This window comes from Formosa sp. F44 (genome assembly GCF_056238645.1).
Map to the genome: position 1 here is coordinate 522794 of NZ_JBWDLJ010000003.1, position 26404 is coordinate 549197.

Genomic DNA, 26404 nt, shown 5'->3' on the forward strand with positions numbered 1-26404 from the left:
TGTTTTTTTAGATTACATCATACCTGGCATACCACCACCCATTGGAGGCATAGCAGGAGCATCTTCTTTAATATCGATTAATGCACATTCTGTAGTTAGGATCATTCCTGCAACAGAAGCCGCATTTTCTAAAGCGATACGTGTTACTTTTTTAGGATCTATAATACCTGCAACAAGCATATCTACATACGTTTCTGTTTTAGCGTCGTAACCAAAGTTACCTTCACCTTCTAACACTTTAGAAACAACAACACTTCCTTCTCCACCAGCATTTTCAACAATGGTTCTTAAAGGTGCTTCGATAGCACGTGCTACAATTTGGATTCCTGTAGTTTCGTCTAAGTTTTCAGTCATAATCGCTGCAAGAACAGCTTTAGCTCTAACTAAGGCAACACCACCACCGGCAACAATACCTTCTTCTACAGCAGCTCGCGTTGCATGTAAAGCATCGTCTACACGGTCTTTTTTCTCTTTCATCTCTACTTCACTAGCAGCACCAACATAAAGTACAGCTACACCACCTGCTAATTTAGCAAGACGTTCTTGAAGTTTTTCTTTATCGTAATCACTAGTAGTAGATTCGATTTGAGATTTAATCTGATTTACACGATTTTTAATCATTTCAGAATCTCCAGCACCATTAACAACTGTAGTGTTGTCTTTATCGATAGTGATACGTTCTGCAGTTCCTAACATATCGATAGTTGTATTTTCTAAAGTAAATCCTCTTTCTTCAGAAATTACAGTACCACCCGTTAAGATGGCGATATCTTCTAACATCGCTTTACGTCTGTCTCCAAAACCAGGCGCTTTAACCGCTGCGATTTTAAGAGAACCACGTAATTTATTTACTACTAAAGTTGCAAGCGCTTCTCCGTCTACATCTTCAGCAATAATTAATAAAGGCTTACCTGATTGAGCAACTGGCTCAAGTACTGGTAGTAAATCCTTCATTGTAGATACTTTTTTATCGTATAATAAGATGTAAGGATTATCTAAGTCCGTGATCATTTTTTCGCTATCTGTAACGAAATAAGGCGATAAGTATCCTCTGTCAAATTGCATACCTTCAACAACATCTACATATGTATCTGTTCCTTTAGCTTCTTCTACAGTGATTACACCTTCTTTACCAACTTTACCAAATGCAAGAGCAATTAAATCTCCAATTACATCATCGTTGTTAGCCGAAATAGCAGCAACTTGTTTAATTTTATCTGAAGAATCTCCAACAGTTTGTGTTTGTTTAGCAAGATCTGCAACGATAGCTTCAACAGCTTTATCGATACCACGTTTTAAATCCATTGGATTTGCACCTGCAGCAACATTTTTAAGTCCTTCTTTAACGATAGCTTGAGCTAAAACAGTAGCGGTAGTTGTACCGTCTCCTGCTAAGTCGTTAGTCTTAGAAGCTACTTCTTTTACCATTTGCGCCCCCATGTTTTCAAGCGCGTCTTCTAATTCGATTTCTTTAGCTACAGAAACACCATCTTTAGTTACCACTGGTGCCCCAAAAGAACGTCCAATAATTACGTTACGACCTTTTGGTCCTAATGTTACTTTTACTGCATTCGCTAAAGCGTCTACACCACGTTTTAAACCGTCACGTGCTTCAATATCAAATTTAATATCTTTTGCCATTTTTATAATATTTTTCTATAAACATTAGTTTTTAAGCTATTTGCTCTAAACTGTTTTGCTTACTATTGATTTTTGTAATAATTTTTTGTTGGATTTCCCTATCGTAGGAAAATTAAAAATTAGATAATTGCCATGATGTCTTCTTCACGCATCATTAAGTAATCTGTTCCTTCTAATTTCAATTCAGAACCAGAGTATTTACCGTAAAGTACAGTGTCTCCAATTTTTACAGTAAGTGGTTCATCTTTTTTACCTGTGCCAATAGCAACAACGGTACCTTTGTGTTGTTTCTCTTGAGCTGAATCTGGAATAAATAATCCTGATGCTGTTTGAGTTTCTGCAGGAAGTGGTTCTACAAGAACGCGATCTGCAAGTGGTCTGATGTTTACTTTACTCATTTTATTATATGATTTTAATTAGTTTATATTTTATGTGTAAATACATTCGAAAATTGTGCCAATTCGAGGGGTATGACAAACTTTCAGTAACAAAAAATGCCAACTGTAAAAGTTGGCATTTTAATATTATAAATAGGAGTCGTTTTTTGTTACTCAGCAGTGTCTTCTGTTGGATCAACAGGTAAAGTTGCTGGTGCCGCTGGAGCAGTAGGTAATGGTTGAGACATAGATTCTGTGTCTAACGCTTTAGATTCTAAAGTTCCTGTTCCTCTGTTTATTGCAACATTAGAAAGTAAGATTAAAACTAACATTAACGCTGATAATGTCCATGTACTTTTATCTAAAAAGTCGGTAGTTTTCTTTACACCACCAATTTGTTGAGAACCACCTCCTCCAAAAGAAGAAGATAATCCACCTCCCTTAGGGTTTTGTACCATAATTACTACGATTAATAAAAATGCTACTACTACGATTAGGACTAAAAATATTGTAAACGTACTCATTAGGATTTCTTATTTTGTTCTTGTATTTGTTTTATTGCTTTAATTCGGTCAGCAAAGAAACCACTTTTTTCTGGATATTTCAAACTTAATATATTATAAGATTGAATTGCTTTTTTGTAATTTTTTTGTTCTACATAAATTCTAGCTAATGTCTCGGTCATTAATGCTTCTGGTTGCATGAGATGAGAATCGGCTAAATTTAATGAGGTTCCTGCAGATTTTTTAGGATCTATTTTAGGATTTGTCGATATAAACTTATCAATTAAAGCAAACTTTTTAGCTTGCTCCGGAGTTGGCGTTTTTGCAATTTCTGGCTCACGTGGTGGTTGTTTCTTCTCCGGTTTTGTTTCTGCCTTCTCTGCTTTAGGCTCAGGCGTGTTGGGTGTTGTTCTGTTTACAGGAGTAAATGTGGTAAGCTTTAACCACTCGTTAAACGAATGGGTTTCATTCGTGTTAAAGTCTAATGGTTTTCCCAGTTCCAAAACTTTTTCTGGAGACGATTTCTGATCTTCCGTTTCCGTCTTTTCTTCAGCTTCTGTGCCGACTTCTATATGGTCTTCTTTTACAGTGTCTTCTTTTACCGCTTCAGAAGGGTCTTCTGTAAAATGGACAAGTTTAGCAGGTTTTATCTTTGGCTGAAATAATTCCGGATCTAAAACGCCTTCGGTTTCATCTATATGTTGTGTAAGCACATTGTCTATAGACGTCTTTTTATTTACAGAAATATCTTCAACATCAACTTCAATATCGTTTAAATGCGATGTGTTTTGTTTTATAAAATGAGAAATCTCATTTTGAACAAATGCCTTCGAAGTAATAAAGTCGAATAAAATACTACGATCTGTGGTATAGGCTGCCGTTGTTTTTAATTCCTGATTGTATGTAATACTTTCCTTTTTCTTAAGTGCTTTTAAGAATAAGGCACGCGCAGGCTGAAAGTATGGAAACTCATCTATAATGGTTTTCAGATCTTCTGCTTGTTCAGACTGCAAAGCTTCCGGATACTGTAATATATGTGTAAATTCGGTGCTTTTCATTGTTACCATTGCGCTAAAGACGCGTTAAAAATATCTTGAGTTAAACGTTCAAAAATTTCATCGATGGCAGTAACTTTTTGTGTTCCTACTAACTGAGAGGTTCCTGCATAATCATAAAAGAATGAAAAGCGTTTTTCGAACTCAGACTCTTCGTCTTGTTTATTATAAAACCGAACATTAACCGAAATGGTTAATCGGTTTTGTGCTGCAGTATTATCGGCAGTTGCTGTGGTTGGAGAAATTCTATATTCTGTAATTTCGCCTTCGTAAACCAAATCGCCATTAGACTTTACAAGTGAAAGATTGGTTTGGTTTAAAAGCAAATCGGTTAAAGCATTGGTAAAATCTAGATCTAAACCCGGTTCGATTAAAGTGGAATTATTCTGAAAATAATTTACTTGAAATGTTTTTGTATTGGCATTTACTTTTGCTCCAGTAAAAGAATATACTCCACAGGCCGTTACGCTAATAGAGACTAAAAATAATATAAAGTAGTGTTTTAAAGCCATAATCTATAAGTCGTACTGTTTTATTTTTCTGTATAAGGTGCGCTCGCTAATACCTAATTCGGCAGCGGCTAATTTACGTTTTCCCTGATGACGTTCCAACGATTTTTTAATCAACTCTAATTCTTTGTCTTGTAGGGATAGCGTTTCTTCTTCCTGAATTTCTTCAGCAAAATGGTATTTGTCTAAGGCACTCATGCTGCTAGTATCTACCAAAGACGTAGAGCTTGGTTCTGGGATAGAAAGAATTTCTAAATCGTCTTCGGTGTCGTCGTATTCGGCATCCGATTCGTTACCGTATATTTTCTGTATAAGGCCTTCGTTATTCTTTTGTACATCTTTATCGTTCCCGTGTTTCATTAACTCTGCAGTTAATTTTTTAAGATCGCTTAAATCTGCTTTCATGTCGAATAATACTTTATAAAGTATTTCACGCTCGCTACTAAAATCGGATTCCGATTTGGTATTCGAGATTACAGCCGGTAAGTTGGAAGTTGCATTAGGTAAATAGCCACGAATGGTTTGGCCTGTTATGGTTCTGTTTTCTTCTAAAACCGAAATTTGTTCTGCTACGTTTCTTAACTGTCGAATGTTACCACTCCATCTAAATTTTAATAATTCCAGTGTGGCTTCATCTGTTAATTTAATGGTAGGCATTTTATATTTTAAGGCGAAATCACTAGCAAATTTTCTAAAAAGCAGGTGAATATCTTCAGAACGATCTCGTAGTGGAGGCAAGTGAATTTCTACAGTGCTTAATCTGTAGTATAAGTCTTCTCTAAACTTTTCTTTTTTTATGGCTTCAAACATATTAACGTTTGTGGCCGCAACGATACGCACATTTGTTTTCTGTACCTGACTAGAACCTACTTTTAGAAACTCTCCGTTTTCTAACACACGTAATAAACGTACTTGGGTGGTAAGCGGTAATTCTCCAACTTCGTCTAAAAAAATTGTCCCGCCATCGGCAACTTCAAAATAACCAGAACGTGTTTGAGTCGCTCCTGTAAATGCGCCTTTTTCGTGACCGAAAAGTTCACTGTCTATTGTGCCTTCCGGAATCGCACCACAGTTTACTGCAATATATTTACCGTGTTTTCTATGAGATAGCTGATGAATAATTTTCGGAATACTTTCTTTTCCAACCCCACTTTCTCCAGTAACCAGGACCGAAATATCTGTAGGCGCAACTTGTATCGCTTTTTCTATGGCGCGATTAAGTTTTTGGTTGTTACCAATAATTCCGAAACGTTGTTTTATAGCTTGAACTGATTCCATTTGGTAATTAAGTTTTAGGTCTTAGTTTTTAGAATAAATAATTAAAGTGTCGTAATTATAAGTTTGAAAGCCCAATGGCTTCTCCTATTAATGTTGCACTCGTACAATCTAATATTTTAACAGTTACAAAATCTCCAATTTTATAATCTTCTTTAGGGAAAACGGCGACAATGTTTTGAGATGTGCGTCCAGACCACTGCTGATCTGATTTTTTGGATTCTCTTTCAATCAAGACTTCAACTACAGTGTTTACATACGCTTTGGTACGGAATTCACTGTGTTTACGTTGTAATTGAACCACATCGTCTAAGCGTTTTTTCTTCACTTCTAACGGAATATCGTCTTCCATTTTACGCTCGGCCAAGGTACCTGGACGTTCAGAATAATAGAACATATACCCAAAATTATACTTTACAAATTCCATAAGACTTAAAGTGTCTTGATGGTCTTGCTCGGTTTCTGTGGGGAACCCTGTAATCATATCCTGACTAATAGAGCAGTCTGGAAGAATACGACGAATATTGTTTATGAGCTCGAAATACTCTTCGCGTGTATGTAAACGATTCATTTCTTTAAGAATACGGTTACTTCCGCTTTGTACAGGTAAATGTATGTGCTTACAAATGTTTTTGTATTTCGCCATAGTTTCCACCACATCAAGCGTTAAATCTTGAGGGTTAGATGTAGAAAAACGAATACGCATTTTAGGTTGCTCTTTAGCACACAATTCTAGAAGCTTTGCAAAATTAACAGCTGTTGCCACTTGCATATCTGTTGCTTTGTCAAAATCTTTTTTAAGTCCGCCACCATACCACAAATAGCTATCTACATTCTGGCCTAAAAGGGTAATTTCTTTAAAGCCACGACTCCATAAATCGTTAATTTCTTCAAGTATGCTTTGTGGCTCACGGCTACGTTCACGACCACGAGTAAAAGGCACAACGCAGAATGTACACATATTATCGCAACCTCTAGTAATCGATACAAAAGCAGTTACACCATTGCTATTTAAACGCACTGGAGAAATGTCTCCATAGGTTTCTTCTTTAGAAAGAATCACGTTTATCGCATCGCGACCATCTTCAACTTCGGCCAAAAGATTCGGTAAATCTTTATAAGCATCGGGACCAACAACAAGGTCTACAATTTTTTCTTCTTCTAGGAATTTACTTTTAAGACGTTCGGCCATACAGCCCAACACGCCAACTTTCATTCCTGGGTTAATACGTTTTACGGCATTATATTTTTCTAGACGTTTACGAACGGTTTGTTCTGCTTTATCACGAATAGAGCAGGTGTTTACTAAAACCAAATCGGCGTCTTCTAATTTTTGGGTGGTATTGTAGCCTTCGTTATGTAAAATTGAAGCTACTATTTCGCTATCGCTAAAATTCATAGAACAGCCGTAACTTTCTATAAATAGTTTGCGGGTATTTTCTTTTTTTTGTTCTAATACAAGGGATTCTCCTTGTTTACTTTCGTCAATTGTCTTCTCCATAAGTCTCCTGAAAATAATTATCAGTCAATAAGTTTGCAAATATACAATTATAAATATGTTTCTGACAAAGTGGCAGTTTAATTTTTCTTGTATTTGTGTTAAAAAATACGTCCTTTATCCCAAAATTAAAAAGGGGAGACATGTTTTTATCAGAATTTGAGCAAAAAGTAAATCGAGCGAAAACTTTAGATTTCGGAGCACTATTTAGTGAAGCGATAGAGCTTTTTAAGAAAGTTTGGGTACAGGGTTTAATTACCATATTAATATCTATTGCGGCAATCCTTCCTTTATATTGTATCGTATATATTCCTCTTTTAATGTTAGGTGTAGATCCAGAATTAATTGGTCAGAATGAAGATGTGAATGTGTCCTTCTTAATCTTTATCGGATTGTTTTTTATTGTGTTCGGGATTGTAGCTTCGGCTGTAAGTATTGCTTTAATGTCTGCTTTTTATAGAATTTGTAAGCAAAAAGATTTGGGAGTATCTCTTAAAGATGATTATTTCTACTATTTTAAAAAAGCGTATTTCATGAAATTGATTAAGTTGGCTATAGTAAGTCTTGCGATTAGTGTGCTAGCCAGTTTGTTATTTCTGTTTCCTTTAATTTATGTTATAGTGCCTATCTCTTTTTTTACTGTCGTTTTTGCTTTTAACCCAGAAGCAAGGGTTACAGATATTGTAAAGGCAAGTTTTAAGTTGGGCCACAAGAAATGGTTAATTACATTCGGATTAATGCTTGTTTGTGGATTTCTTGCAGAAATAGTAGGTATGCTATTGTGTTTTGTTGGGTTATTCGCAACGTTGTCGTTTGCGTACTTACCTTTATATATAATTTATAAAGAAGTAATTGGCTTCGAGAATTCCGAAGAAGAAAGTGTTTTTATTGAAACCACTATATAATTCGTAAAGAATTGATAATTAAGTTGAATATTTTTAGGTTAAAAATCGATGATCTCCGATCTTTCGTACTACTGAATGCTGATAAAATTAGGATGATGTTGCTTTTTTGCCATACATTTGCAGCACCAAAAAAATAGAAATGGCGAAGAATTTAGTAATAGTGGAGTCACCTGCAAAGGCGAAAACGATCGAAAAATTTTTAGGTAAAGATTATAAAGTTGAGTCTAGTTTTGGTCATATTGCCGATTTACCATCTAAAGAATTAGGTGTAGATGTGGAAGGTGATTTTAGTCCAAAATACGAAGTCTCCTCCGATAAAAAAGCAGTTGTTAAAAAGCTTAGAGATTTATCTAAGAAAGCCGAAATGGTTTGGCTAGCAAGTGATGAGGATCGCGAGGGTGAGGCGATTGCTTGGCATTTAGCCGAGACTTTAAAATTAGATAAAGACAAAACAAAACGTATTGTTTTTCACGAGATTACAAAAACAGCTATTCAAAAAGCGATTGAGAATCCGCGTGGTATAGATTACAATTTAGTCGATGCGCAACAAGCCCGTCGCGTATTAGATAGAATTGTAGGGTACGAATTATCTCCAGTGTTATGGCGTAAAGTAAAAGGTGGTTTATCTGCCGGACGTGTACAGTCGGTTTCTGTGAGATTAATTGTAGAACGTGAACGCGAAATTCAAGAATTTAATGCCGAAGCATCGTATAGAATTGATGCCGAATTTTCTAACGAAGAAGGACAGACTTTTAAAGCCAAACTTCCCAAAACATTTTCTTCAAAAGAAGAAGCCTTTAAGTTTTTAGAAAGTAATGCTTCAGCAGATTTTAAAGTTAAAGATTTAGAGAAAAAACCAGCTAAGAAATCGCCTGCTGCACCATTTACAACATCAACACTTCAACAAGAAGCAGCACGTAAATTATATTTTTCAGTAAGTAAAACCATGACCATGGCGCAACGTTTATACGAAGCCGGTCTTATTACTTATATGAGAACAGATAGTGTAAACTTATCCGACGAAGCAAGAAAAGGAGCGAAAGCCGAAATTGAAAATGCTTACGGAACCAAGTATGCTAAAGAACGTAACTATAAAGGAAAAGCAAAAGGGGCGCAAGAGGCTCACGAAGCTATTCGTCCAACAGATTTTGCATTACATTCTGTAGATATTGATCGCGATCAAGCCCGTTTATACGAACTGATTTGGAAACGTGCAATCGCATCGCAAATGAGTGAAGCGTTATTAGAACGTACAAATGTTAAAATATCGGCTTCAACACATAAAGAATTATTTTCAGCAAACGGAGAAGTTATTACTTTCGATGGATTTTTAAAGGTCTATTTAGAAGGTAACGACGACGAAGATTCTGAACAAGAAGGGATGTTGCCTGCTATGAAGGTTAACGAAACCCTTTTAAACGAATTTATAACGGCTACCGAACGTTACACAAGACCACCTTATAGATATACTGAAGCTTCTTTAGTAAAGAAATTAGAGGAACTTGGTATTGGTCGTCCATCTACCTATGCACCAACTATTTCTACAATTCAGAATAGAAACTATGTTGAAAAGGGTATGGTTGAAGGTGTAGAGCGTGAGTATACACAAATTACGTTAAAGGCAGGACAAGTAAAAGATAAACTTCTTACCGAAAAAGTAGGATCGGATAAAGGGAAGTTAGTACCTACCGATATTGGAATGATAGTAACCGACTTTTTGGTTAATCATTTTGAAAGTATTTTAGATTACAATTTTACAGCAAAAGTAGAAGAGGATTTCGATGATATTGCTGAAGGAAAAGAAAATTGGATTAAGCTAATGAAGGCTTTCTATACAAAATTCCATCCTCAAGTTATCGATGTGCAAGAAAATGCCGAACGTGAATCTGGCGAGCGTATTTTAGGTACAGATCCTAAAACAGGCCGTCAAGTAAGTGTGCGTTTAGGGAAATTCGGACCAATGGCTCAAATAGGAGCAGCCGAAGAAGAAGATAAAATCTTTGCAAGTTTATCTCCAGACCAACAGCTAAACACCATTACTTTTGAAGATGCTTTAGATTTATTCAAGTTACCAAAAGATTTAGGTGTTTACGAAGAACTTCCTGTGGTTGTAAATAACGGACGTTTTGGTCCTTATGTAAAATTTGGAGAAACCTATGTGTCGCTACCTAAAGGCGTAGATGCTTTAAGTGTAGAATTGGAAGATGCGATTGTTTTAATAAAAGAGAAGCAAGAAGCCGATGCGCCAATTTATATGTACGACGGTTTACCAGTACAGAAAGGAAAAGGACGTTTCGGACCTTTTATTAAATGGAATAACATGTTTATTAACGTAAACAAGAAATACGACTGGGATAATTTATCCGACGATGATATTGTAACGTTAATTAAAGAAAAAATCCAGAAAGAAATTGATAAAGTCGTTCATAACTGGGAAGAAGAAGGAATTCGTGTAGAGAAAGCACGTTGGGGAAGACACAATGTTATTAAAGGTAAAATAAAAGTAGAATTAGATAAAACTGTCGACGCTACTAAAATTACGCTAGAAAAAGCCATGGCTTTAATAGAAGCTAAAACTCCAAAGCGTAAAACAGCAGCGAAAAAGAAAGCGCCTGCTAAGAAAAAAGCACCAGCAAAGAAGAAAGCTGTGGCTAAAAAAACAACTACTGTTAAAAAGAAATAATACATGCCCGACCTTAATTTTCTGGCTCCTGTACCCGAAGTTGTTTTGGCACATAACGAGTTATTGTCGCCACAAGCATTCGGACAAAAATTAAAAATACATTCTAAACAAGACGGCATGCCCAATCTTCAGGGGGTGGATGTCGCAATTATAGGTGTTTTAGAAAATAGAAATGCTGTTAATTATATAGGTGAAGATTTTAATATAAACGAAATCCGTAATGCCTTGTATAAGTTGTTCCCTGGTAGTTGGAGTACAACTATAGCCGATTTAGGAGATATACATAAAGGTGAAACTGTAGAAGATACGTATTTTGCGTTAAAAGAAACAGTTGCAGAATTAGTGAAATTAAATATAATTCCATTAGTTTTAGGCGGCAGTCAAGATCTAACCTATCCTATGTATCGTGCATTCGATAATCTTATTCCAATGGTAAACATTGTGAATGTAGATAGTAAGTTCGATTTAGGAGATTTAACAGAACCTATTAAGAACGATAGTTTTGTAGGAAAGATTGTTTTAGAGGAACCTTATAATTTATTTAATTACGCGGCCATTGGTTACCAAACCTATTTTAATTCGCAAGAACAAATAGATTTAATGGAAACCTTATATTTTGAAGCGTATCGTTTAGGGCAAGTGTCTAACGATATTACTTTAGTAGAGCCTGTTATGCGCGATGCCAATATTGTGACTGTAGACATGGGATCTTTAAAAGCTTCGGAAGTGAGTTTAAATCAAAAAGTATCTCCCAACGGTTTAGACGGTAAAGAAATTTGTGCCATTACTAGGTATGCAGGTATCAGTAATAAAGTGAGTGCTTTGGGTATTTTTGAATATAATCCCTCTAAAGACGACGATATTACATGCGGACTAATCTCTCAAATGATTTGGTATTTTATAGAAGGATTAAATAATAGAGTAGACGATAGTGACTTTAAAGATGAGTCTATCTATCAGAAATTTATAACGTTAGTCGATTCTGAAGAGCTTATTTTTTACAAAAGTATAAAGACTGGGCGATGGTGGATTGAGATTCCATTTTTAAATGAAATTAATAATAAATTAAAGAGACATACGTTATTACCATGTATGCATCAAGATTATTTAGATGCATGTAATAATCAAATTCCGGAGAGGTGGTTTAAAGCATATCAGAAAAATTGTGTATAATACATAATAAAATCAGATGAAATGTATTTAATATCGTTAAACGTCAGGTTTTATCGACTAAACGCCCATTTTTTCTTCAGAATAATTGCTTATTAGAAAATATATAAATATGTTTACACTTTTAAAATTTAGATTCCAATTAGAATCTAAAAGTTTGCTATAGATATGAGAAAAATTATTTTATTAACGGTCGTTTTAGCAGTATTAATTGGTTGTGGTTCTGGCGACAAAGGTGAGCTAATTGGGGTTAGAGGTAAGAAATGGCATCCTGAAAAACCTTACGGGATGGCACTTGTTCCTGGTGGTTCATTTATAATGGGGAAAGCAGACGACGATTTAGCAAATATTCAAGACGCACCGGCAAAAACAGTAACTGTTCGTGCATTTTATATGGACGAAACGGAAATTACTAACAGTGAATACAGACAATTTGTTGGCTGGGTTCGCGATTCTATTATTAGAACAAAACTTGCAATCTTAGCAGATGAAGTAGGGCGCACACCAGAAGATGGAGGTATTGGTGAGTACGCTTTTACAGATGTAGACACAGCAAGTATGACGGTGTACGAAAAATACATGCTAGATAATTACAGTGGATTTGGACCAACAGGTTACGAAGGAAGAAAATTAAATAAGCGTGTAGAGCTTATTTATGATGAAGCTGAATATCCAGACGAGTTTTATGCTGAGGTTATGGATACGATGCATATTCCTTTAGAAGAGTCTTACAATGGGCAGCGTACTTGGGATGTAAACAAATTTAAATTTCAATTTTCTTACTTAGATATTCAGAAAGCGGCTAAAGATAGAAATCTTAAGCGTAGCGATGTGGTTATGCAAGAAGAGATTAAAGTATATCCTGATACTACAGCTTGGATTAGAGATTTTGCATATTCTTATAACGAACCAATGCATAACGACTATTTTTGGCATGAAGCTTACGGAGCATATCCTGTAGTAGGTGTGAGTTGGAAACAAGCTAATGCCTTCTGTCAATGGAGAACATTATATAAAAATTCGCATCAAAAAAGTAAAGACAAACAATTGGTAAACTCTTTTAGATTACCATCTGAAGCAGAGTGGGAGTATGCTGCACGTGGCGGTTTACAAGCGGCAACATACCCTTGGGGAGGTCCTTATACCAAAGATGATAGAGGTTGCTTCTTAGCAAACTTTAAACCATTAAGAGGAGACTACGCGGCAGATCAAGCCTTGTATACTGTTGAAGCAAAATCTTACGAGCCTAACGATTATAACTTATATAATATGGCTGGAAACGTTGCAGAATGGGTAAACTCTTCTTACGATCCTGCATCTTACGAATATTCTTCAACCATTAATCCAAGTGTTAACGATAATAACAACCAACGTAAAGTAGTTAGAGGAGGTTCTTGGAAAGATGTTGCCTATTTCTTACAAGTAAGTTCAAGAGATTACGAGTATGCAGATTCTGCAAGAAGTTATATTGGTTTTAGAACTGTTCAAGATTATATGGGAACAGATATTACTAGTAATCGTAGATAATTTAATACCCGAGAAAAAAACAATATTAATCAACCAAACAGGGGAAGACCCAAAACTTAGAAATTATGGCACAATCAAAAGGTTTTAAGAAATTCATTAACATGGCCTATGGGCTTGGAGCATCTGTAGTAATTATTGGTGCATTATTTAAAATTACTCACTTCGAATTAGGGCCTTTAACGGGTAACGTAATGTTAACGATTGGACTGGTTGCCGAAGCAATTATTTTTGCGATTTCTGCTTTTGAACCAGTAGATGATGAATTAGATTGGTCTAAAGTATATCCAGAATTAGCTGGAGGAACACCAACTGTAAAAAGTAAAAAAGTTGTAGCTGAACCAACAGATGCAGAAGGTTTATTATCTAAGAAATTAGATAACTTATTAAAAGATGCTAAAATCGATGCTCAATTAATGACTAGCTTAGGTTCTAGTATTAGAAATTTTGAAGGTGCTGCAAAAGGTATTGGCCCAGCGGTAGATTCAATTGCTTCTACTAAAAAGTATGGTGAAGAAATGTCTATAGCTGCTTCACAAATGGAATCTTTAAATAGTTTATATAAAGTTCAATTAGAAAGTGCTAGTCGTCAAGCTGCAATCAACAAAGAATCTGTTGAAAACGCTCAGAAATTAAAAGAACAGATGGAATCATTAGCGTCTAACTTATCATCTTTAAATGGTGTTTATGGTGGCATGCTTACAGCAATGAATAAAAAATAATCTGATTAGAATATAAAGTTCTATAATTAATAACTTAAAATCCTAATTAGTAATGGCAGGAGGAAATTTATCTGCAAGGCAGAAAATGATAAACTTGATGTATTTAATCTTCATCGCGATGCTAGCGTTGAATATGTCAAAAGAAGTGCTTTCAGCATTTGGTTCTATGAATGAAAAGCTGGAAAATTCTAATCAAGCGGCTACAGTGCGAAATCAAGCATTGTTAACAAGTTTGGATTTGAAAGCAGAAGAACAACCAGAAAAATTTAAATCACTAAAGATTAAAGCGGGAGAAGTTAAAAATTTAGTAACTGATTTTAATGCTTATTTAGCCGATTTAAAAACTAAGATGCTTGCTAAAACTGATGATCCTAAGGATTATGAAGCAATGGATAAGACCGACTTCTTAGATAACTATTTCTTTAAAGGAGATGGTTATAAGCCAGAAGGAGAAGAATTCTTAAATAAAATTGCAAGTTTTAGAGATGGAGTTTCAGAAATCTTGAAATCAGATCCAAAATTAGCTCCAATTGCAGCAGATGTAGAGAAAGAGTTTAGTACAGCACCGGTAACAAATAGAGATGGTAAAGAAATAGATTGGTTAGATTATAACTATAAAGGATTTCCTTTAGTAGCCTCTTTAACAAAAATTACACAATTACAAGCAGACGTTAAAAGTACGTCTTCAGAAATTTTAAATAGAATGTTAGCGGGATCTTTAGCCGCAGAAGCTTCTATGACAAATTATACAACGCTTTTAGAAACTTCTAAATCGGCTTACTTTAATGGTGAAACCTTTGATGGTAACATTGTTTTAGGACGTAAAGATGGATCTACAAGACCAAATAAAGTAGAATTAACTTTAGATGGTAAACCTTTATCAGAATCTCAGTATACTGTAGAGGACGGTAAGGTTAAGCTTAACATCGGAACAGGAAATCCTGGAGAGCATGTTATTGAAGGGAAATTAACATTCATGCAAGATGGAGAGCCTGTAGAGGTTCCTGTTAAATCTACTTTTGCTACTATTCCAATGCCAAATTCTGCTACAATTTCTGCAGATAAAATGAATGTAGTATATCGTGGAGTTTCAAACCCAATGACTATATCTTTTGCTGGTATTGCAGATAATAAAGTAACTGCAAGTGCACCGGGATTAAAGAAAGCATCTGGAGTAGGGAAATACGTAATGAATCCTGGACAAGGTAGAGAAGTAACTATTAAAGTTAATGGTACTTTGCCTAACGGAAATGGTGTGTCGGATAATGCAACATTCAGAATTAAAGATATTCCAAGTCCAACAGGAACTATTCGTGGTGAAGATGGTAACGTTACTATGCAACGTAACAACTTAGAGATTGCAACGATTGGCGCGAAATTAGACGATTTCGATTTCGATTTACCGTTACAAGTAACCTCTTTTAAAATTAAAATTCCAGGACAACCAACCATTACAGTTGGTGGTACTAAACTTAATAGTAAGGCAAGTGCTGCTTTACGTAAAGCAAGACGTGGAGACGGTATAACAATTTTTGATATTAAAGCTCAAATTAGCGGTAATTCATCTTACAAATTGAAAAAAGTATCTCCGATCTTAATAGAACTATCTAATTAAAATTGAAACATTTAAATTGTAAAGGTTCGCAAAATATTTTAAATTTTTAAACAATGACTTATAAACATTTTTTATTAACTCTTGGTTGTATAATGGTCGCTTCAGTATCCTTTGCTCAAATGAACATTTTAAACGCAAAAAGCCCTGAGGAAATTGGTCAGAGAACTAGTGCTCAAATCGCATTAGACAGTGATAGACCCTTAGAATATGGCTATGTAGACGATCGAGATGTATTGTATTCTAAAATGGTTTGGGAAAAAATTGTATTAGACGAGCGTGTTAATTTTCCATTGTATTATCCTGTAGACACAAATAATATTGGAAGTAACAGACGTTCGCTTTACGATGTGCTTTTAAGAAGTATTAAGCAAGGGAAAATCAAAAATATTTACGACGATTCTTACTTTACAACAAAAAGAACTTTAGGAGATATTCAAGATGCATTAGCTTTAGTCGATACAACAGATGTGGGTTACGAGCAGTATAATGCCGAAGGTAGAGTAGACGAACAGTACATAAGAAGACGAGAAATTTCGTCTTACGATATTACTGAATACTGGATTAAAGGTTTATGGTATTTCGATAAACGTCAGTCAGAGTTAAAATATCGTTTGTTAGGTATCGCTCCTGTTGCGCCAGATGTTAACTTTTTAGATGCAGAAACACCAGAATTAATTCCGTTGTTTTGGATTTTCTATCCAGATGCTCGACAAGTGTTACATGAAGCTAAAGCGTTTAATAGCAATAATAGCGCCGTACCATTTTCGTTCGATCTTATCCTAAACTCTAGACGTTTTAACGGCTATATCTTTAAAGAAGAAAATGTTTTTGGAGACAGAGAAGTGAAAGAATATATCGCAGATAATGCGTTAATGCAGTTGTTAGAATCTGATAGAATTAAAGAAAATATTAGAAACTTCGAATTAGATATGTGGTCATACTAATTACGACACATTATAATATAGAAAAAGGCTCGCAATTTGTGAGCCTTTTTTTATAAACTCAATTTTTATTCATAGTATCTTTACCAAATGATAGAAGTAGATTATTTAATAGTAGGTTGTGGCTTCGCAGGGCTTTCTTTTATAGAAGAAGCTAAAGCGCATAATAAGTCTGTTTTGGTTTTCGATAACCAATCTCAACAGTCTTCTACAGTTGCTGGTGGGATGTATAATCCTGTAGTCTTGAAACGATTTACAGCAGTATGGAAAAGTCAGGAACAATTAAAATTGGCCTTACCATTTTATAAAAATTTAGAAGATAAACTTAATATAACGGTAGATTATAAACTGCCGGTGTATCGCCGATTTGTATCTACAGAAGAGCAAAATAATTGGTTCGCGGCATCGGATAAAGTTAATGTGGGCGAATTTATTTCAACAACATTAATAAAGAACACCAACTCGCATATTAATGCTGATTTTGGGTTTGGCGAGGTGCTTCAAACCGGACGAGTAGATTCGGCGCTTTTAATGGCATCCTATCGCACTTATCTTAAACGTAATGGAGAACTTGTGGAACATCCTTTCCTCTATAAGGCATTAGAGCCTACAGCGTCTGGTTTTATGTATCAGAATTATAAGATAAAACATGTTGTTTTTGCAGAAGGTTTTGGTTTAAAACAGAATCCGTTTTTTAATTATTTGCCTTTGCAAGGTTCAAAAGGCGAATTACTTATTATTCATGCGCCAGAATTAAACATAGATTTTTTACTTAAGTCTAGCGTATTCGTCATGCCTTTGGGTAACGATTTATATAAAGTTGGAGCGACTTACGAAAGAGACGATAAAACCAATAACACATCAGAGGCTGGGAGAAACCAGTTGTTAAGCAAGCTGAAATCTTTTATAACAAGCAATTTTGAAATTGTAGATCAGGTTGCCGGTGTACGCCCTACAGTTAAAGATAGAAGGCCTTTAATAGGCGCTCATCCCGAACATAAGCATATGTTTATATTAAATGGTTTAGGCTCTCGTGGTGTTTTAATTGGACCATATGTGGCTAAGCAACTATACAATGCAATCGAGAATGGTGGTGAGCTGGATGCGGAAATAGATATAAAAAGATATGAATCTGATTATGCTTCTATTTCTTAACTAAATCTTTATTGTAGCTCATAAACATATTTATCCAAATGTTTCTAGACCAACGCATAATTATTGGCATAAAGACAATTAACGTGCAAACTATGGCAATAAAGGCGGTTACCAGGCCAGATCCTAAAAATAAATGGCTAATTACAAAAGCGGCCACGGCAAAAGCTATACCTACGGCATAACTTACGTACATTGCGCCATAAAAGAAGGAAGGTTCTATTTTGTATTTGGTGTGGCAGTGTGAACAATGTTCATGCATTTTTAAAGTATCTGAAAGCACGTACGCGTTTTTGTTTACGTACATAGATTCTTGATGACACTTCGGACAAGCACCTGTGATAATACTATATAGTTTCGATCCTTTTGTAAACATTTTATTTAATGTATTTTTGCAATCAATTTTAAAACACAAACTTAAGATTTAATCGCTTAATGTTTGGTAACATTTGTAACAATTCTATGCTTAACATTCATAATTTATCTATTTCATTTCAGGGTGAATATTTATTCGAAGAGATTACCTTTAAACTAGGTCAGGGAGACCGGGTTGGTTTAATTGGTAAAAATGGTGCCGGAAAATCTACCATGCTGAAAATTTTATCTAAAGATCTAGAACCAGACTCTGGTCAGATTTCGGCAGATAAAGATTTAAAAATAGGATTTTTAAGACAGGACATAGATTTTGTTTTAGGACGTACTGTTTTAGAAGAAGCGTATCAGGCCTTTACAGAAATAAAGGAATTGGAAGCGAAAATGGAGTATATAAACGAGCAGTTTGTTACTCGTACGGATTACGAAAGTGAATCGTATCACCAACTCATGATCGACTTAAACGATTTACAACACCAATACGAAATTATTGGAGGTTATAATTACCAAGGAAATACAGAACGTATTTTACAGGGTTTAGGGTTTCAGCGTGAAGATTTCGATAAACTTACAGATACATTCTCTGGAGGTTGGAGAATGCGTATAGAATTGGCTAAGTTATTACTTCAAAATAACGATATTCTATTACTCGATGAGCCTACTAACCACTTAGATATAGAATCTATTATCTGGTTAGAAGGATTCTTAAAAAATTATCCTGGAGCCGTCGCTATTGTATCTCACGATAAGATGTTTTTAGATAATGTTACCAATCGAACCATAGAGATTTCATTAGGTCGTATTTACGATTACCCGAAAGCCTATTCTCAGTTTTTAGTTTTACGTCAGGAAATTAGAGATCAGCAAGTGGCTTCTCAAAAGAATCAGCAAAAGCAAATTGAGCAAACTGAAAAACTAATCGAGAAGTTCCGTGCTAAAGCATCTAAAGCTACCATGGCACAATCGCTTATTAAAAAGTTAGATAAGATAGATCGCATTGAAGTCGATGAAGACGATAATAGTGTGATGACTCTAAATTTCCCGGTATCTGTTACTCCTGGAAAAGTGGTGGTTGAAGCGAATGATATTGTTAAAGAGTACGGCGATAAAAAAGTACTTCAGGGTGTTAGTTTACATATCGAGCGTGATAGTAAAACCGCTTTCGTTGGACAAAACGGACAAGGGAAATCTACGTTGGCTAAAATTATAGTTGGTGAGTTAGAGCATGGCGGCCATTTAAAACTGGGACATAATGTGCAAATCGGATATTTTGCTCAGAATCAAGCAGAGTATTTAGACGGAAATAAAACCGTTTTAGATACCATGATTGACGCGGCAAATGAAAAGAACAGAAGTAAAGTTCGTGACATTTTAGGATCGTTTCTGTTTAGAGGAGAAGAGGCCGACAAGTATGTACGTGTATTATCTGGAGGGGAAAGAAACCGTTTAGCATTGGCCAAATTAATGTTACAGCCTTTTAATGTTTTGGTCATGGATGAGCCAACCAATCACTTAGATATAAAGTCTAAAAACGTACTTAAAGACGCTTTAAAACGTTTTGAGGGAACGTTGCTACTTGTATCTCACGATCGTGATTTCCTTCAGAATTTAACAGATAAGGTGGTAGAATTTAAAGACCATAAACTAAAAGAATATTTGGGCGATGTCGATTTCTATTTAGAAGAACGAAATGTTCAGAATTTAAGAGAAGTCGAAAAGCGTAATGTGGTTAAAAATCAGCCAAAAGAGAAATCGGCAACCTCTTATGAAGATCAGAAGAAATTAAAATCTCTAAATAATAAATTGAGTAAAATAGAATCTCAAATTAGTGATATAGAAAAAGAGATTAAAAAAACAGATTTAGACCTGGCTTCTAACTACGATGAACTGTCTACAAAACCTGGTTTTTTTGATAATTATAAGAAGAAGAAAAAGAAACTCACCGCATTAATGTCGTATTGGGAAGATGTGCAAATGGAACTCGAAACCTTAGGAAGTTAAGAAATATTGTTGTTCGTCGAAAAAAAATGGAGTTAAGCTGATTTTTTGTGTTAATTTGTAGCGCCCAACTTTTTTAGATATGAAAACAATTCTACTTTCTTGCATTTGCTTATTATCATCGTTTTTTGCTATGGCAGACATTCCGCTTAGTGAAAAGAAAGCTCTTGTTAATTTGTACTACGCCACAGATGGCGAACATTGGAAAATTCCTTGGAATTTAAATGAACCCACAGAAGCATGGTACGGTGTAACTATTAGTGACGATCATGTGGTGGCCCTTTATTTACCAAGTAATAATTTAAGAGGAGAATTGCCTTCAAGCATTAGTGAACTACGATACTTAAAAGAACTTAATTTAGCGTCTAATAAATTAGGCGGACCAATACCACGTTCTATAGGACAGTTAAGGGATCTTAAAAGCCTAGAGTTGTTCTTAAATGAATTTACAGGGTATTTGCCTGCCGAAATTGGAAACCTAAAACAGTTGCAGTTTTTAAGCTTATACCATAATAAGTTAAAAGGAAATGTGCCATCGACCTACGCGAAGTTAGAAAACTTAGAAATGCTACAATTGGGAAGAAACTATTTTACAGGATATTTTCCTAAGCAATTATGTAGCCTACCAAACTTAGAGCACCTAAGTTTACATGACAATGACTTTGAAGGAGAACTGCCGGTAGAATTGGGCCAGATGGATAATTTAGAAGAATTAATTATCACCAACAATAAATTTACTGGATACTTGCCAAAATCGATAGGCAACCTAAATAAGTTAACCACCTTAATGTTAAAGAAAAACGACTTTAATAAGGAGTATTATAGCTTTACAGACCGTATGCCTGTAGGCTATTTGTCTATAGATATAGAGAATGAGAGTGTCATTACAGATCATAACTAAGGTAGTACTTGAAAATAATATATAATCACATATGTTCGAACATTTCTTTACTTGTCCGCATTGTTGGGAAACCATTTCTATGCTATTAGATACAGGAGTTTCTAAGCAACAATATATAGAAGATTGTGAGGTTTGTTGTAATCCAATAGAGATACAGGTCTCTTTTTTAGAAGGCGAACTTTCGGATTTTCAGGCCACTGCAAATTAGTTTAAATATTTTTTGAAATAATGCTTGTTATATCGAAAAAGGGTCGTATATTTGCAGTCCGAAACAACAAGATCAGTATTATGAGCTGAAAGTTAAAAGCTAAGTTTGGTGTTTTAGGATTTACATCGCGGGATAGAGCAGTAGGTAGCTCGTCGGGCTCATAACCCGAAGGTCACTGGTTCGAGTCCAGTTCCCGCTACTAGTAAAGAAAAGGCTTTGCAGAAATGTGAGGCCTTTTTTTATTTCCAATAGTACAGAATAAGTACAGAATATTCCTATTTTCAAAATTCAATTCTATTTATGCTCATTTGCCTTCTATTGATAATAAGTAGTATCAAATATCTAAATAGTGTTTGGATATAAAGGTGAACATTCTTTCTTTGCACAACCTGTGCATCGATTAATTTGTATATTTGTCAAACTTTATGAAAATATTCTTTTCCATATCAATGTCAATTTTATTCTTTTTTCAGGGAATTAGCATTGATATGGACTTTTGTGGACCAATTAAAGAAATTTCAAGCATTATTACCCATTATCAAGACCATAAAGTTTATGGAGACTCTTTCCTTGAATATGTAGTTGAAGATTACATTGACAATGATGCAAAAAATGAAGGGCATCATAATAACCCAGATAAGGAGAATACACCAGTCCATTCCCATCATCAATGTTGTCACCCTTTAGTATTAATTATTGCGAACAACAATTCGGTTTTAACCAATCGACTAAAGTTTGAAGAGAAAAAACAGTTTAACTTACATAAAGTAAACTTCACTTCCAGATATCTGGAATCGCTTTTCCAACCCCCTAAAGTATAATTCAGTTTTTTTTAGGATAGCTATATCCTACCGTGATGCTTTTCAAAGTAAGTATCGCATCATAAACGCATTGCATTTCTTTGCATTGCGATGTTTAAACTGAATTAATACTTTTTCTATGATTAACAAAATCATTTCATTTTCCATTAATAACAAGTTTATTATTGGGCTCTTTATAGTGGCACTTGTAGGTACGGGCATTTGGTCTATGGCCACTATAAATCTGGGTTCTGTACCCGATATTACCAACAACCAAGTACAGGTTATTACAGTTGCCCCAAATTTAGGTACTGAAGACATTGAACAATTTGTTACTTATCCGGTAGAATTGGCAATGGCAAATCTACCAGACGTTATCGAGCTGCGTTCGGTGTCTCGTTTTGGATTGTCAGTTGTTACTATCGTATTTGAGGACGAGGCAGGCACATATCTTCCCCGGCAATTAGTGCAAGAGAAATTAACCGAAGTTGCCGGAGAAATCCCCGAAGGCTTCGGCACGCCATTTATGGCCCCAATTACCACAGGTTTGGGCGAAATCTACCAATACAGCCTAAAAGTAAAGGAAGGCTACGAAGATAAATACGATGCAATGGAGCTTCGTACCATCCAAGATTGGATTGTAAAACGCCAAATGGCATTAGTTCCAGGAGTCGTCGAGGTAAATGCTTTTGGAGGATTTGTGAAGCAATATGAAGTAGCCATAAACCCCAATAAGCTAAAAAGTTTCGGTATTACAATGAACCAGGTCTTTGAAGCCCTTAAAGTGAACAATGCCAATACTGGAGGTGCCTATATAGAAAAAAATAACCAAGCCAATTTTATCCGTGGCGAAGGCTTGGCCCGAAGTATCGCCGATTTGGAAAACACAGTTGTAACTACTCAAAACGGTAGTCCCGTTTTAATACGGGATGTCGCTGAAAAGGTTGGATATGGCAGCCAAGTACGCTATGGCGCTTTTACCCAAGATGGACACGAATCTGTGGGCGGACAAATTTTAATGCTGAAAGGCGAAAGCCCAGGCGACGTGATCGAAAATGTGGAAAAGCGTATTGTAGAAATTCAAAAATCCCTGCCGGAAGGCGTTTATATTGATGCTTTTTTAAGTCGAAGTGAACTTATTGAGGCAACCACAAGTACCGTTAAAACAAATCTAATAGAAGGTGCCCTTATTGTCATATTTGTTTTGGTCTTGCTTTTAGGAAGCTTCCGTGGTGGCTTGATAGCAGCGTCGATAATCCCTTTATGCCTATTATTTGCATTTATTTTGATGAAACAATTTGGCATTTGGGCAAATTTAATGTCCTTGGGTGCGATCGATTTTGGGATTATTGTAGATGGTGCGGTGATTATCGTGGAAGGAGCGGTTTTCCACATTCATCAACGGATGAAAAAATCCACAACCGCCATTAACCAAGCTGAAATGGATGAAATCGCCTATGACTCTTCAAGTAAAATGATGAATTCTGCCTTCTTCGGTCAACTAATTGTTCTTATAGTTTTTACACCTATTCTGTTTTTGACCGGTGTGGAAGGGAAAATGTTTCGACCAATGGCATTTACATTTGGTTTTGCCGTTTTAGGGGCAATTATTCTTTGCCTTACCTACGTACCAATGATGTCATCATTATTTTTAAAACCTGCTAAAAATCAAAATAGTTGGTTTGCCAAATTTGAAAACAAGATTGATAGGTTCAGTGATAAAATTATGGGGGTTCTGAATCGTATCTATCTGCCTATATTAAATTTTGCACTTCGCTTTCGGGCAGGTGTGGTTATAGGCGCGGTTGCCTTGCTTTTGATTGCAGGATTTATTTTTAGCAATATGGGAGCAGAATTTGTCCCTAAATTTGATGAAGGCGATATTGCATTTCAAGCATTGATAAAACCAGGGAGCAGTCTTTCAGAATCTATTGAGGCCTCAGAGAAACTTCAGAATTTAATCAATGAGTTTCCGGAAGTAAAAACAGTAGTTTCAAGGATTGGTGTGGCTGAAATACCAACAGACCCAATGCCTATGGATATTGCCGATAGTTATATTATTCTTGAAAAGGACAAGAGTAAATGGACATCCGCAGATAGTAAAGAAGAACTCATAGAAAAGATTCAAGAAAAAATTTCAGTAGTTCCCGGCGTAAATTTTGTGTTTACACAACCTGTAGAACTTCGTTTTAATGAATTGCTGACTGGTGTCCGTGAAGACGTGGCCATCAAATTGTACGGAGAAGATTTGGACGTTTTGGCAGACAAGATACAGGAAATCGCGGCAGTAATTAGGACCGTTCCCGGAGCGGCTGACATTAATGTGGAGGCTACAAGTGGTTTGCCACAAATGACGGTGGTATATAACCGTGCGAAAATGGCACAATACGGTGTAACCGTTGATAAGCTGAATGATTATGTAAGTGCTTCATTTTCAGGAGAACAGGCAGGAGTCATTTTTGAAGGGGAAAAACGGTTCGATGTGGTCATTCGTTTGGCAGAGGAATATCGACAAGACATCAATAGCTTAAAAAACCTTTATATAGACCTGCCAAACGGTGCACAAGTACCATTAAAGGAGGTGGCAGATATCAGCTATAAACCCGGACCAATGCAGATTTCAAGAGACAATACCTCTCGTCGTACTTCCGTGGGCGTGAATGTTCGTGGGCGCGATGTAAAATCGATGGTCGAGGAAATTCAACAAAAATTGGAAACGGATGTTAAACTGCCACCAGGTTATTTTGTAACCTACGGCGGATCATTTGAAAACCTACAACGAGCATCAGACCGATTGATGATTGTAGTCCCAATCGTTCTATTAACAATATTTGTTCTGCTTTACTTTGCTTTGAATTCAGTTACACAAGCCTTGATGATCTATATGGCAGTGCCTTTGGCGGCCATTGGTGGCGTTTTCGTTTTGTTGATTCGTGGAATGCCTTTCAGTATTTCCGCGGGAGTCGGATTTATCGTGCTCTTCGGAGTTGCCGTATTAAACGGACTCATACTCATAAATAAGTTCAATGAATTAAAAGACAGTGGAATGACAGATTTAAAAAAACGTATATATGAAGCTACGCACGAACGTTTACGTCCAATTTTATTAACAGCCATTACAACAATTATGGGCTTTATCCCAATGGCGATTTCTACCTCTGGTGGTGCCGAAGTACAGCGGCCCTTGGCGACAGTAGTCATTGGAGGAATGCTTACGGCAACATTTCTGACCTTGGTGGTTATTCCTATTCTTTATTATTGGCTTGAATCGAGAAAGGAACGAAACAATAACGATGGAGGTGTAAGCTATGTCAACAAATCAACGAACATTGTAACCGTATTATTGATGGTTGGCGGTTTGATGGCTTCTGGAACTGCTTTTGCCCAAGACACCAATCAAAATGGAACAATGCCAAAAACCTTGACTGTAGATGAGGCCATTGCTATGGCAAAACAGAATTATCCATCGCTTAAGGAAAGTCAGGCATTTATTGAACGGGAAAAGGCACTGAAGGGAACGAGTTTTGACCTTGGTAGCACACAAGTTTTCACGGGCAAAGAAGAATATGGCAATAATCTTCCTGGAGTGCAAACAACCGTTGGCGTGCAACAGGGCAATATCGATTTGCTTTCAGGATTTTCAAAATCGAAGTTTTATAAAGAGCGCATTGCCTTGGGAGAAAAGTTTTATGTGGCCAGTGAACAACAGTTGGTGCGCAATGTGATGCAAGCCTATGACCAAATTAATTATTACAAGGCACAGTTGCGTTTTGCAGACCAATTGGACAGTATTTATGCCAATTTTAAGTCCGCTGCCCAACTTCGGTATGACACTGGAGAAACAGGCAAGTTGGAATTTATTTCAGCCTCTTCCGAATTTCAACAGATTCAAGTGTTGAGGCAACAAGCTTTTGATGATATTGAAATTGCCAAACGTGCCTTAAAACAATATTTGGGAACGGATGAAACCATCGAGACGGTAGATGGTTTTTACGAGCCATTGGATTTTATGGCGACATTGGATTCAACTTCGGTTGCCAATAACCCAATGTTGCAATATGCCTTGCAAAATGCCGAAGTAAGTAAAGCAAATGTGGGCGTTGAAAAATCGCAATTCCTACCGAAATTCAGTTTATCATATGGCAGGCAGGTTGTGGATGATGTTTCAGGGTTTAATACCTATCAGGCAGGTATTAGTATTCCGTTATGGTTTTTTCCGCAGAAGTCAAGGGTTAAGGCAGCCAAGGCAGACGCAATGGTAGCAGAGAATCAATATTTGGAGCAAAAAGCGGTTACAGAAAGTCGTGTTTCACAATTGACCAAATCACTCGAAAAAACAAAGAAGATTTTGCAATATTACGAAGAAGGCGCACTATTGTTGGCAGAAGAACAAATTACCACAGCGCAGTTGGCTTCTAAAGAAGGCGAAATAGATTACGTCAATTATATCACCATTCTTAATAGTGCCATCCGTATTAAACAAAACCATTTACAATACATCAATCAGTATAACCAGCAGACCATTGATATGCAATATCAATTGGGCAATTTATAA

At 36.0% G+C, this 26404-nt stretch carries 21 protein-coding genes and 1 tRNA gene; 14 read left to right on the forward strand and 8 right to left on the reverse strand.

Annotated features, from left to right (window positions below; genetic code table 11):
• Positions 1 to 12: 12 nt before the first annotated feature.
• The 7 genes from groL to miaB all read right to left on the reverse strand — a co-directional run bounded on the left by groL (position 13) and on the right by miaB (position 6861).
• A complete protein-coding gene (groL, locus tag AC0UBM_RS12265; protein ID WP_414036778.1) occupies positions 13 to 1641 on the reverse strand; it encodes a chaperonin GroEL in 1629 nt (542 codons plus the stop codon).
• A gap of 119 nt (positions 1642 to 1760) precedes the next feature.
• The gene (locus tag AC0UBM_RS12270) at positions 1761 to 2039 is read right to left on the reverse strand and encodes a co-chaperone GroES (protein ID WP_038526936.1); all 279 of its coding nucleotides are present in this window, start codon (positions 2037 to 2039) and stop codon (positions 1761 to 1763) included.
• Positions 2040 to 2188: 149 nt separating this feature from the next.
• On the reverse strand, positions 2189 to 2542 hold the full coding sequence (secG, locus tag AC0UBM_RS12275; protein WP_475688794.1) for a preprotein translocase subunit SecG: 354 nt from the start codon (positions 2540 to 2542) through the stop codon (positions 2189 to 2191).
• Entirely contained in the window at positions 2542 to 3579 is a 1038-nt protein-coding gene (locus AC0UBM_RS12280) for a hypothetical protein (RefSeq protein ID WP_475688795.1), read from the reverse strand. Before AC0UBM_RS12280 ends, secG begins: the two co-directional genes overlap by 1 nt.
• Positions 3580 to 3581: 2 nt before the next feature.
• Positions 3582 to 4088 (reverse strand): LptE family protein, encoded by a 507-nt coding sequence (locus AC0UBM_RS12285; protein WP_414036781.1) that lies wholly within the window; start codon positions 4086 to 4088, stop codon positions 3582 to 3584.
• A gap of 3 nt (positions 4089 to 4091) precedes the next feature.
• Entirely contained in the window at positions 4092 to 5363 is a 1272-nt protein-coding gene (locus AC0UBM_RS12290) for a sigma 54-interacting transcriptional regulator (RefSeq protein ID WP_414036782.1), read from the reverse strand.
• A 55-nt stretch (positions 5364 to 5418) separates the two neighbouring features.
• Entirely contained in the window at positions 5419 to 6861 is a 1443-nt protein-coding gene (miaB, locus tag AC0UBM_RS12295; RefSeq protein WP_434036910.1) for a tRNA (N6-isopentenyl adenosine(37)-C2)-methylthiotransferase MiaB, read from the reverse strand.
• Between the two features lie 140 nt (positions 6862 to 7001).
• Between miaB and AC0UBM_RS12300 the strand changes: the two genes are divergently transcribed.
• The 8 genes from AC0UBM_RS12300 to AC0UBM_RS12335 all read left to right on the forward strand — a co-directional run bounded on the left by AC0UBM_RS12300 (position 7002) and on the right by AC0UBM_RS12335 (position 17573).
• Positions 7002 to 7763, forward strand: coding sequence for a hypothetical protein (locus AC0UBM_RS12300; protein WP_475688796.1), 762 nt, complete (start codon positions 7002 to 7004; stop codon positions 7761 to 7763).
• A 139-nt stretch (positions 7764 to 7902) separates the two neighbouring features.
• Positions 7903 to 10446, forward strand: a complete 2544-nt coding sequence (gene topA, locus AC0UBM_RS12305) for a type I DNA topoisomerase (protein WP_475688797.1) — start codon at positions 7903 to 7905, stop codon at positions 10444 to 10446.
• Between the two features lie 3 nt (positions 10447 to 10449).
• Positions 10450 to 11619: a formimidoylglutamase gene (locus AC0UBM_RS12310; RefSeq protein WP_434036907.1), complete on the forward strand. Its 1170-nt coding sequence runs from the start codon at positions 10450 to 10452 to the stop codon at positions 11617 to 11619.
• Between the two features lie 165 nt (positions 11620 to 11784).
• Positions 11785 to 13143 carry a T9SS ring complex lipoprotein PorK/GldK gene (porK, locus tag AC0UBM_RS12315; RefSeq protein ID WP_414036787.1) on the forward strand — a complete coding sequence of 453 codons (1359 nt, stop codon included), beginning with the start codon at positions 11785 to 11787 and terminating at the stop codon, positions 13141 to 13143.
• Between the two features lie 65 nt (positions 13144 to 13208).
• Positions 13209 to 13862, forward strand: coding sequence for a type IX secretion system motor protein PorL/GldL (gene porL / locus AC0UBM_RS12320; protein ID WP_434036906.1), 654 nt, complete (start codon positions 13209 to 13211; stop codon positions 13860 to 13862).
• A gap of 52 nt (positions 13863 to 13914) precedes the next feature.
• Positions 13915 to 15477 carry a type IX secretion system motor protein PorM/GldM gene (gene porM, locus AC0UBM_RS12325; protein ID WP_414036789.1) on the forward strand — a complete coding sequence of 521 codons (1563 nt, stop codon included), beginning with the start codon at positions 13915 to 13917 and terminating at the stop codon, positions 15475 to 15477.
• A gap of 53 nt (positions 15478 to 15530) precedes the next feature.
• Positions 15531 to 16421: a type IX secretion system ring subunit PorN/GldN gene (gene porN, locus AC0UBM_RS12330; RefSeq protein WP_475688798.1), complete on the forward strand. Its 891-nt coding sequence runs from the start codon at positions 15531 to 15533 to the stop codon at positions 16419 to 16421.
• Positions 16422 to 16508: 87 nt separating this feature from the next.
• The gene (locus AC0UBM_RS12335; RefSeq protein WP_475688799.1) at positions 16509 to 17573 is read left to right on the forward strand and encodes an NAD(P)/FAD-dependent oxidoreductase; all 1065 of its coding nucleotides are present in this window, start codon (positions 16509 to 16511) and stop codon (positions 17571 to 17573) included.
• On the opposite strand, the gene AC0UBM_RS12340 is transcribed toward AC0UBM_RS12335, so the two are convergent.
• Complete coding sequence (locus AC0UBM_RS12340; protein WP_475688800.1) at positions 17563 to 17946, reverse strand: DUF983 domain-containing protein; 384 nt, start codon at positions 17944 to 17946, stop codon at positions 17563 to 17565. The two genes, AC0UBM_RS12335 and AC0UBM_RS12340, sit on opposite strands and share 11 nt — an antisense overlap.
• 86 nt (positions 17947 to 18032) lie before the next feature.
• On the opposite strand from AC0UBM_RS12340, the gene AC0UBM_RS12345 reads away from it, so the two are divergent.
• From AC0UBM_RS12345 to AC0UBM_RS12370, 6 genes are all read left to right on the forward strand, one after another.
• Entirely contained in the window at positions 18033 to 19943 is a 1911-nt protein-coding gene (locus tag AC0UBM_RS12345; protein ID WP_475688801.1) for an ABC-F family ATP-binding cassette domain-containing protein, read from the forward strand.
• A 79-nt stretch (positions 19944 to 20022) separates the two neighbouring features.
• Positions 20023 to 20841 (forward strand): leucine-rich repeat domain-containing protein, encoded by an 819-nt coding sequence (locus tag AC0UBM_RS12350; protein WP_475688802.1) that lies wholly within the window; start codon positions 20023 to 20025, stop codon positions 20839 to 20841.
• A gap of 31 nt (positions 20842 to 20872) precedes the next feature.
• Complete coding sequence (locus AC0UBM_RS12355) at positions 20873 to 21049, forward strand: CPXCG motif-containing cysteine-rich protein (RefSeq protein WP_434036902.1); 177 nt, start codon at positions 20873 to 20875, stop codon at positions 21047 to 21049.
• Between the two features lie 126 nt (positions 21050 to 21175).
• Positions 21176 to 21248 (forward strand) — tRNA-Met (locus tag AC0UBM_RS12360).
• A gap of 226 nt (positions 21249 to 21474) precedes the next feature.
• Positions 21475 to 21870, forward strand: coding sequence for a hypothetical protein (locus AC0UBM_RS12365; protein WP_228547182.1), 396 nt, complete (start codon positions 21475 to 21477; stop codon positions 21868 to 21870).
• A 118-nt stretch (positions 21871 to 21988) separates the two neighbouring features.
• Positions 21989 to 26404 carry a CusA/CzcA family heavy metal efflux RND transporter gene (locus tag AC0UBM_RS12370; protein ID WP_027126749.1) on the forward strand — a complete coding sequence of 1472 codons (4416 nt, stop codon included), beginning with the start codon at positions 21989 to 21991 and terminating at the stop codon, positions 26402 to 26404.